Origin of the sequence: Dyella sp. (assembly GCF_036384435.1) — a bacterium.
GTDB lineage: Bacteria > Pseudomonadota > Gammaproteobacteria > Xanthomonadales > Rhodanobacteraceae > GSA-30.
Window position 1 is genome coordinate 1 of the sequence record NZ_DASVMI010000076.1, and the last position, 6,713, is coordinate 6,713.

The following is a 6,713-nucleotide window of genomic DNA, read 5'->3' on the forward strand; positions in this document are numbered from 1 at the left end:
TTGATTTCGATGGCATGCACGGCAGACGCCGGGGTCGCCTGCGGCGGTGCATACCCGCCGGTTTGCGCCTTGAAGTCGTAATGATCTTCATTGTCAGCCAGGGCCTGCGCCGGATCCGCTGCCGCCAAGATCGCCGCCGCACGCTGTTTACTTGTGGCGCTCATGAAAGCGATCGGGATCCAGTGGATGCGGACTTGCTGCAGGTATGGCCTGAGAATCTGCCATTGCTTCGCGCATTCGGGACAATTGGGATCGAAGTAAACAAGCATGCGCTTAGCACTATTCGCTGGCCCAGTGTCAATCCCGGGCAAAGCCATGGAGCGATCCCAGAAATCCTTCATGGCCGCCCAATCCACTTGCGCAGCAGGGTCCATCACCGATGCGGTGGCCGTCTCTGCAACATGCGTCGCCGCACCACTCGGGCCTCGCGAGCAGCCAGTCAATACCAGCCCTATGGCAAGAATTACACTCGAAGCAAGAATTGTTGGATTGCGCAAAGAACCTCCCGCATGACCAGTAAAGCGAGAGCCACATAGCAAGCGATATGCATGTGCATGGCCTCCGTCAACGGCGCACGACTACTGCACGAAGCTTCCCAGTGGTACGCTGGCTGCCGCGGTTTTGGGGACCTGGAGCATGTGTGGTGCGCCCGACTTCGGCATCAGTGCATATGCTTGGATCGGAACAGCGATCTGGTTGGCCAGTTTGCAGGCGTCAGCCATGCCGGGCTTGTCGCAGTGCACATTGAAGCCGAGCAAGTCGGCCTGCAGCCAGCGCTTCAGGTACGGCAAGTAGGTAACCAGATCCCCTGGCTCACGCACGAACACACTGACTGCAGGCGTAACTCCACTGTCTTTAAGTGCGTGCTGGTATTGCTCCATCGTACCTAGCGGCGCGCTGCCACCGACCACGCGCACGATGTTGTCCACCGCCGCCAGCAGGCGCGGGTGACCCTTCGCGTCATAGATGGCCACCGATTGCAGGTTGGCTTCCTGGAACTTGAAGCCCCAGTAGATCACATCACCATCGGCCAAGGCCAAGCGAGTGGGTCCGGCTTGGAACCCGTCGAGAATGCGGTCGGATACCGGTACGGCATCCTTGTCTTCACCGGGAAATGCTAGTGCCACATCACCCGTGAAAGCCTCAATGGCGGTGTCATCCGGCACATTGGAAGACTGGACGCCCTGCGGTGCGGCCATGCATCCCCAAACTTGGAACAGTGCAGCGATGCATGCGGCTTGAACGATTCGCCGGATTCCGGCCATGGATATGTCTCCTTTCATCGATTCTGATTCATTCGCCGCCGGCATTCGACTGGTCGCCGGCACCGGAGTCCGCACAGGGATCCCCGGAGGTCGGCAAGCTCTTGCTGTCGATGCCGCTCTGCAGGCGGTCACTCTCGCGTTTGCGACGGCTTGTATAGGGATCGGGATTGCCCTTTAGCCAATCTGCCAATTTCTTCCAGTCGCCATCGTATACGTACTTCCAGAATGTCTGCCGGACGTTGCCCTTGGAGTCGCTGGTCCCGTACTGGTACGCGAAATCGATGATGACCGTCTGCGCCTCCTCAGGCAACTTCTTGAAGCTCATCCCCTTGGTATTGTTGGCATCGAACTGTCTGGCCACACGCGTCTGAGTGTCGTAACCGAAAGCTTGCTCAAGCAGGCGCGCCTCTCCATCGGTGACGGTAAGCGGAGTCTTGTCCAGTGCGTCTACCGCGTCCTGCTTCTTTTTGCCGAAGTAAGGATCAAGTTTCTTGACGAGCGCATCAACGTCCACGTTGTCGGGATTGCCCTTGTCCTTGACATAATTCTCGATCAATTTGCGGGTACCCGCCGAGCTTTGTTGCCCCAAGTCCACCCCCGTACTGACCGTAACGCCGCTTTGTCCGATCACCTCGCCTTTCTTGTGGATGACCTTGCCGTTCTTCTTGACATCACGCGTGTACTTGGGCACGTAGCCCTTGGTGACCAGTGCACCTTCGCTGGTCTGCAGAAAGGTCTCGCTCTCGCGCCATTTTTCGGTACAGGCTTGGTCGTCCTCACCTGGATTCCCGCTATCACCGGACGCATCCACCACACAATGATTCTCCGCCTCGAATGCCGCAACAGCCTGGGCCGGAGTCTCTCCCGCCTGCAAAGGAATGCAGACATGTGGGCATGTCGGTAGGGGCTGCGGCTGGCATATCCCCACTTGAGGGCAATTTTGAGCCGCGTTGCCGGCGCTCACTGCAAACGGATTCGCCGGCAATGCCAGCGTTGACGGTGGCAATGAGGTCGTTGCGCCATAGGTCGGCAATTTGGCTGCGGGTACCTGGGTCACAGGGGCAGCATGGCCCATACCGATCAAGACCAGCAGGCCCGCTACGTGCAGCAGTGTCCTTCGAGAATCCATGCCACCCTCTCTTCCTTAAATCCACTTTCCCTTCACTGATTAGGTGCAGACGTGCGGTGGCGCCCCACTGCCACCACCGTCTGAGCCTCCGTCATTGCCCGAACCACCGTTGGATCCGCCGCCATCACCCGAGCCGCCACCTGAACTACCACTTCCGGGGTCGCCGCCGGAACCATCGCCCGACCCTTGATTGCCGTCACCACCATTGCCGGATGCCAGCAAGCTGCGGTCGCGAATCGGTGTCTGCATGCGCACGATCGCCTGTGCCACGATGTCCAGGCTGTAGACTTTGTGGCCATGTTCGGCAGTACGTATCGGGTCCAGCGCGCCGGCGGTGTGGCCGATGATGCTATCGATCAGCGGCACGATCAGCGGGTACTTGTAGTGCACTTCGATTTTGAGGATGTTGGCATCCTGCACTGTCATGCCGCTTTTCACCGCACCGCCGCGGTAAGCCAGGCTGTCGTTGGGAATAGCGTCGGTACCGTCGAATTGCTTCACCTTCCAGCTGTCGAAAGCGGCCTGGGTGGGGCTGACGATCTGAATACTCGCGATTGCCGCGCCCGGTATCTTGCTGGTCAGCTTGATCTCCGCCAACGCCTTGGTATAGGCAGCCAATGCGCCGGTGGCGCTGGCATCAGTCGCATATAAGGGCATCAGGCCGCGCGCCAGACCTGTCTGCATGGCGTCCATTTGCGCAAAATTCGTCGCCCCGCTACGCGCGGCCTGCAAGGCCGCGTAGTCCAGCAGAGTCTTGGCTCGATACAGCAGGACCGCCTGGAAGATGCCCAGCAACAGCGGGCCGAGCACCGCAATCGTGATGATGAACTCGATCAGACCTTGGCCATACTGTCTTTGCATGCCACGCACGTGTCGGTTCATGTCCCGTCTCCCTTTGGCGTGGCAACAGACGACGCAACAGGTGGTGTAGGGGACTGCTCGATCCTGGCTGTCTGACCAGGCTTGACGCCTGTCAGATGCGCAATGCCGTCGGCCATGCCGGTGCTGCGCTGTTGCAGCGGATCGCTCGGCCTGCCCTGCTGTGCAGCCTGCACGAAGGCCGCCTCCGCTTCGCGCAGACGCACAATGCCCAGGTTGTACCAGGCACCCTGATTGCCCGGATCGATCTGCAACGCTTTCAGGTATGACTTGGCCGCATAGTGCGGCTGCCCTTGCCGGAACTGGACATTGCCGAGACGGAACCAGAAATCCGCCTGTTTCGGCATGGCCTTGATCAATGCCTGGTAGCCCTTGAGCGCCTGTTGCAGATTGCCCTGTGCATAGGCTTGCTCAGCCTGCCATTGCGTGGAGGCCAGATTGGAAAGTTGATGATGCCGCCCCGCCGTGGCGCAACTGGCCAGCAACAGGCTGAGCGGCAGCACGCAGACAACCGACGGGCGATGTCTCATGTGGCTTTCCATCTGAACTCCTCGCCGCGCTGCGGACGCAAGCGGGCAAGGCTGCCTGCCGAAAGTTCGAGGGTCAGTCGCGCCCCGCGGCAATGGCGCATGCGTCCAGGTGACAACGCAGCATGGCAATCCAGCACCCGTCCGATCCGGTCCAGGAAAACGATGTCCAGCGCATAGCGCATGCCAATCGTATGCACCGCGCCGCAAGGCGACAGCAGCAGGGCCTCTTCTGCATCCGGACGCAGCGGCGGTCGGCCCAGCAAACCGCACAGGCGGCTCCAGGCTGTGTCCGCCAGCCACGTGCGCGGCACCACGCAATGTCCGTTGCGGTAGAGCGCGCCGAGCTTCATCAGAAGATGCCCTCCTGCTTCATGCGCAGATAGATGAAATAGGCCAGCACCATGAAGATCAGCGGGAAAAAAAACATCACCAGCGGAAGCATCATCTTCACCTGTGCCTCCAGCGCCAGTTTCTCGGCTCGCAGGAATCGTTCCTCACGACGTTGCATGGCCTGCGCGCGCAAGGTGGCGCCAAGACTGGCACCGACACGGTCCGCTTGGATCAGGGTGCCGGTGAAACTGGATATCTGCGACATGTCCATGCGCTCGGCCATGCGCTTCAACGCTTCAGCGCGTGGCAGGCCGGAGCGCACGTCGCGCAACAGACGAGTGAATTCCTGGGCCATCGGCCCCGGAGGTCCCTTCTGGGTCGCCTGTTCAATGCCGCCGGTGATGTTGAGGCCGGCTTCCACCGCCATGGTGATGAAGTCGAGATAGACCGGCAGATCCTTGACGACCAGCCGCCGTCGCCGATTGCGTCGTTCACTCAACCAGAGCGTCGGATAGAACCAGCCCAGCGCAGCGCCGAAAATCACTGTGCAGGCATAGAGCAGGATGCCATGCTTGTCGAGCAGTTCGAGCAACAGCCAGAAGAACACCGCAGCCACACCGGCACTGGTTGCACGCAACCCATATAGCTGCTCCGGGCTGAGCACGAAATCCTGGCCTGCGGTCTGCAGTTCGCGATGGGCTTTCTCCAGCTTGTCGGCACCTAGGCGCGGCGCGAGCACAAAGGTCGCCGCGTTCACCAGCGGCCACAGCAGGCGCAGGCCGAACGGCAACGGATCCTGATAGTTGCGATCGGCCTCCGGCACTTCACGTATGAAGCCGTAAATGGCCCAGAACGCCAAGCCGGCACAGCCGGCAGCGAGCAGCGCAATGAGCACCACCACCGCGCTCATATGTCGATACTCATGATCTTGCGACACATGCGGTAACCGAGGTACTCCATCACCGCGGCCACGGCCATGACGGCCCAACCCAGTGGCGTGTGGTACATCGCGTGCATGGTGTCGGGATACGCAAAGCTCAGGAACGCGATGATGCCTACCGGCATCAGTGCCATCACGATGCCTTGTAGGCGTCCCTGTGCGGTCAGGGATTTGACCTTGCCCTCCATGATCAGGCGACGGCGCAGGGTGTCGGCCAGCGAGGCCATACTCTCGGCCAGGTTCCCGCCCACTTCCCGCGAGATACCAACAGCCGAGACAAACAATGCCACGTCCTGCACCGGTACCCGATCATTGAAATGCTCGAGCGCTTCGTCCGACTTCACACCCATGCGCTGTTCGCGCAGCACAAGTGCGAACTCCTGCGCCAGCGGCGGATCAATGTCGCGCGCCAGGCTTTCGAGTGCCGGGGTGAAGCCGAGGCCAGCACGCAGGCTGCCCGCGAGCATCATCAGGCCATCGGGCAATTGATGCTGAATCTTGTCGATTCGTCGCTGCTTCATCCATCGATAGATCTTCTTGGGTAGCACCCATATCAGCACCAAGGCCACAACGGCCAACAGGGGGTTGCCTGTCACCAGCCACAGCAGCAACGGAATCAGCACCATGGTCGCTGCATTGACACGAAACAGGTGCTGCACATCCATGAACATGAACATGTCGGCCAGATTGAAGCGCGCCTGTTCCGTGAACGCCTCCTGGTAACGTCCCCAGAATGCGACCGAGCTTCGCACCAGCAGATAACCGGCAAGAGTCACGCAAAGGAAGGTCGTCAGAATGACTGGCAACAGCGACATGTTCATGCGCTTGCTTCACCCGGTGGCTTGAAGATGGAAAGGTTCACTGGTACGCCGCGATCGGCCAGTTCTTCGTAGAATTCTGGCACCGCACCCGTGGCGACGAAGTCGCCACGAACCTTGCCACCCGGACCCCCCTGGTCGCGCGCACGGAAGGAAAACAGCTCCTGGGTCTGGATTGTGCCGCTCTCGATGCCGGTGATCTCCCAGATGTTGGTTACCTTGCGCGAGCCGCAGGGAAAACGTCGCTGATGGATGATCAAATCGACGGCTGATGCGATCTGCTCGCGTACCACCATCATCGGCAGGTCCATGCTGGACATCAGCACCATCACTTCCAGACGCGAGAGTGCATCACGCGGCGAATTAGCGTGCGCCGTGGTCAGCGAGCCCTCATGGCCGGTGTTCATCGCCTGCAGCATGTCCAGCGCCTCGCCACCACGGCACTCGCCTACCACAATGCGATCCGGGCGCATGCGCAAGGCATTGCGCACCAGATCACGAATGGTAATCACGCCCTTGCCCTCGAGGTTGGCCGGACGCGCCTCCAATGACACCAGATTGGGTTGGCTCAGCCTCAGCTCCGCGGCGTCTTCGATGGTGACGATGCGCTCGTCGTCCGGAATGAAGTTGGACAGGATATTGAGCAAGGTGGTCTTGCCCGAGCCGGTGCCGCCTGTCACCACGATATTCTTGCGTTCGCGGACCGCCATCTGCACGAACTCGAGCATCGATTCGTTGATGGAACCGAAGTTCAGCAGATCCTGCCCTCCCAGTTTACGTTTGCTGAATTTTCGGATGCTGATGCTGGGACCACGCAATGCC

At 60.2% G+C, this 6,713-nt stretch carries 8 protein-coding genes and 1 pseudogene; all 9 read right to left on the bottom strand.

The features are described 5' to 3' along the window. Positions 1-341: pseudogene (locus VF436_RS07055) on the bottom strand (hypothetical protein); the annotation flags it as partial. Positions 342-578: 237 nt separating this feature from the next. Beyond that, complete coding sequence (locus tag VF436_RS07060) at positions 579-1,265, bottom strand: hypothetical protein (protein ID WP_330903300.1); 687 nt, start codon at positions 1,263-1,265, stop codon at positions 579-581. 28 nt (positions 1,266-1,293) lie between these two features. Next, the gene (locus VF436_RS07065; RefSeq protein ID WP_330903301.1) at positions 1,294-2,394 is read right to left on the bottom strand and encodes a pesticin C-terminus-like muramidase; all 1,101 of its coding nucleotides are present in this window, start codon (positions 2,392-2,394) and stop codon (positions 1,294-1,296) included. A gap of 39 nt (positions 2,395-2,433) precedes the next feature. Then, positions 2,434-3,276, bottom strand: coding sequence for a TadE family protein (locus VF436_RS07070; protein WP_330903302.1), 843 nt, complete (start codon positions 3,274-3,276; stop codon positions 2,434-2,436). After that, positions 3,273-3,803: a tetratricopeptide repeat protein gene (locus VF436_RS07075; RefSeq protein WP_330903303.1), complete on the bottom strand. Its 531-nt coding sequence runs from the start codon at positions 3,801-3,803 to the stop codon at positions 3,273-3,275. Before VF436_RS07075 ends, VF436_RS07070 begins: the two co-directional genes overlap by 4 nt. After that, positions 3,800-4,153, bottom strand: a complete 354-nt coding sequence (locus tag VF436_RS07080) for a DUF192 domain-containing protein (protein ID WP_330903304.1) — start codon at positions 4,151-4,153, stop codon at positions 3,800-3,802. Before VF436_RS07080 ends, VF436_RS07075 begins: the two co-directional genes overlap by 4 nt. Further along, positions 4,153-5,043, bottom strand: coding sequence for a type II secretion system F family protein (locus VF436_RS07085; protein ID WP_330903305.1), 891 nt, complete (start codon positions 5,041-5,043; stop codon positions 4,153-4,155). Before VF436_RS07085 ends, VF436_RS07080 begins: the two co-directional genes overlap by 1 nt. Then, positions 5,040-5,894, bottom strand: a complete 855-nt coding sequence (locus VF436_RS07090) for a type II secretion system F family protein (protein WP_330903306.1) — start codon at positions 5,892-5,894, stop codon at positions 5,040-5,042. Before VF436_RS07090 ends, VF436_RS07085 begins: the two co-directional genes overlap by 4 nt. Beyond that, positions 5,891-6,713 (bottom strand): CpaF family protein (locus tag VF436_RS07095; RefSeq protein WP_330903307.1); only part of this gene is annotated, 823 nt, incomplete at its 5' end. The genes VF436_RS07095 and VF436_RS07090, both read right to left, overlap by 4 nt.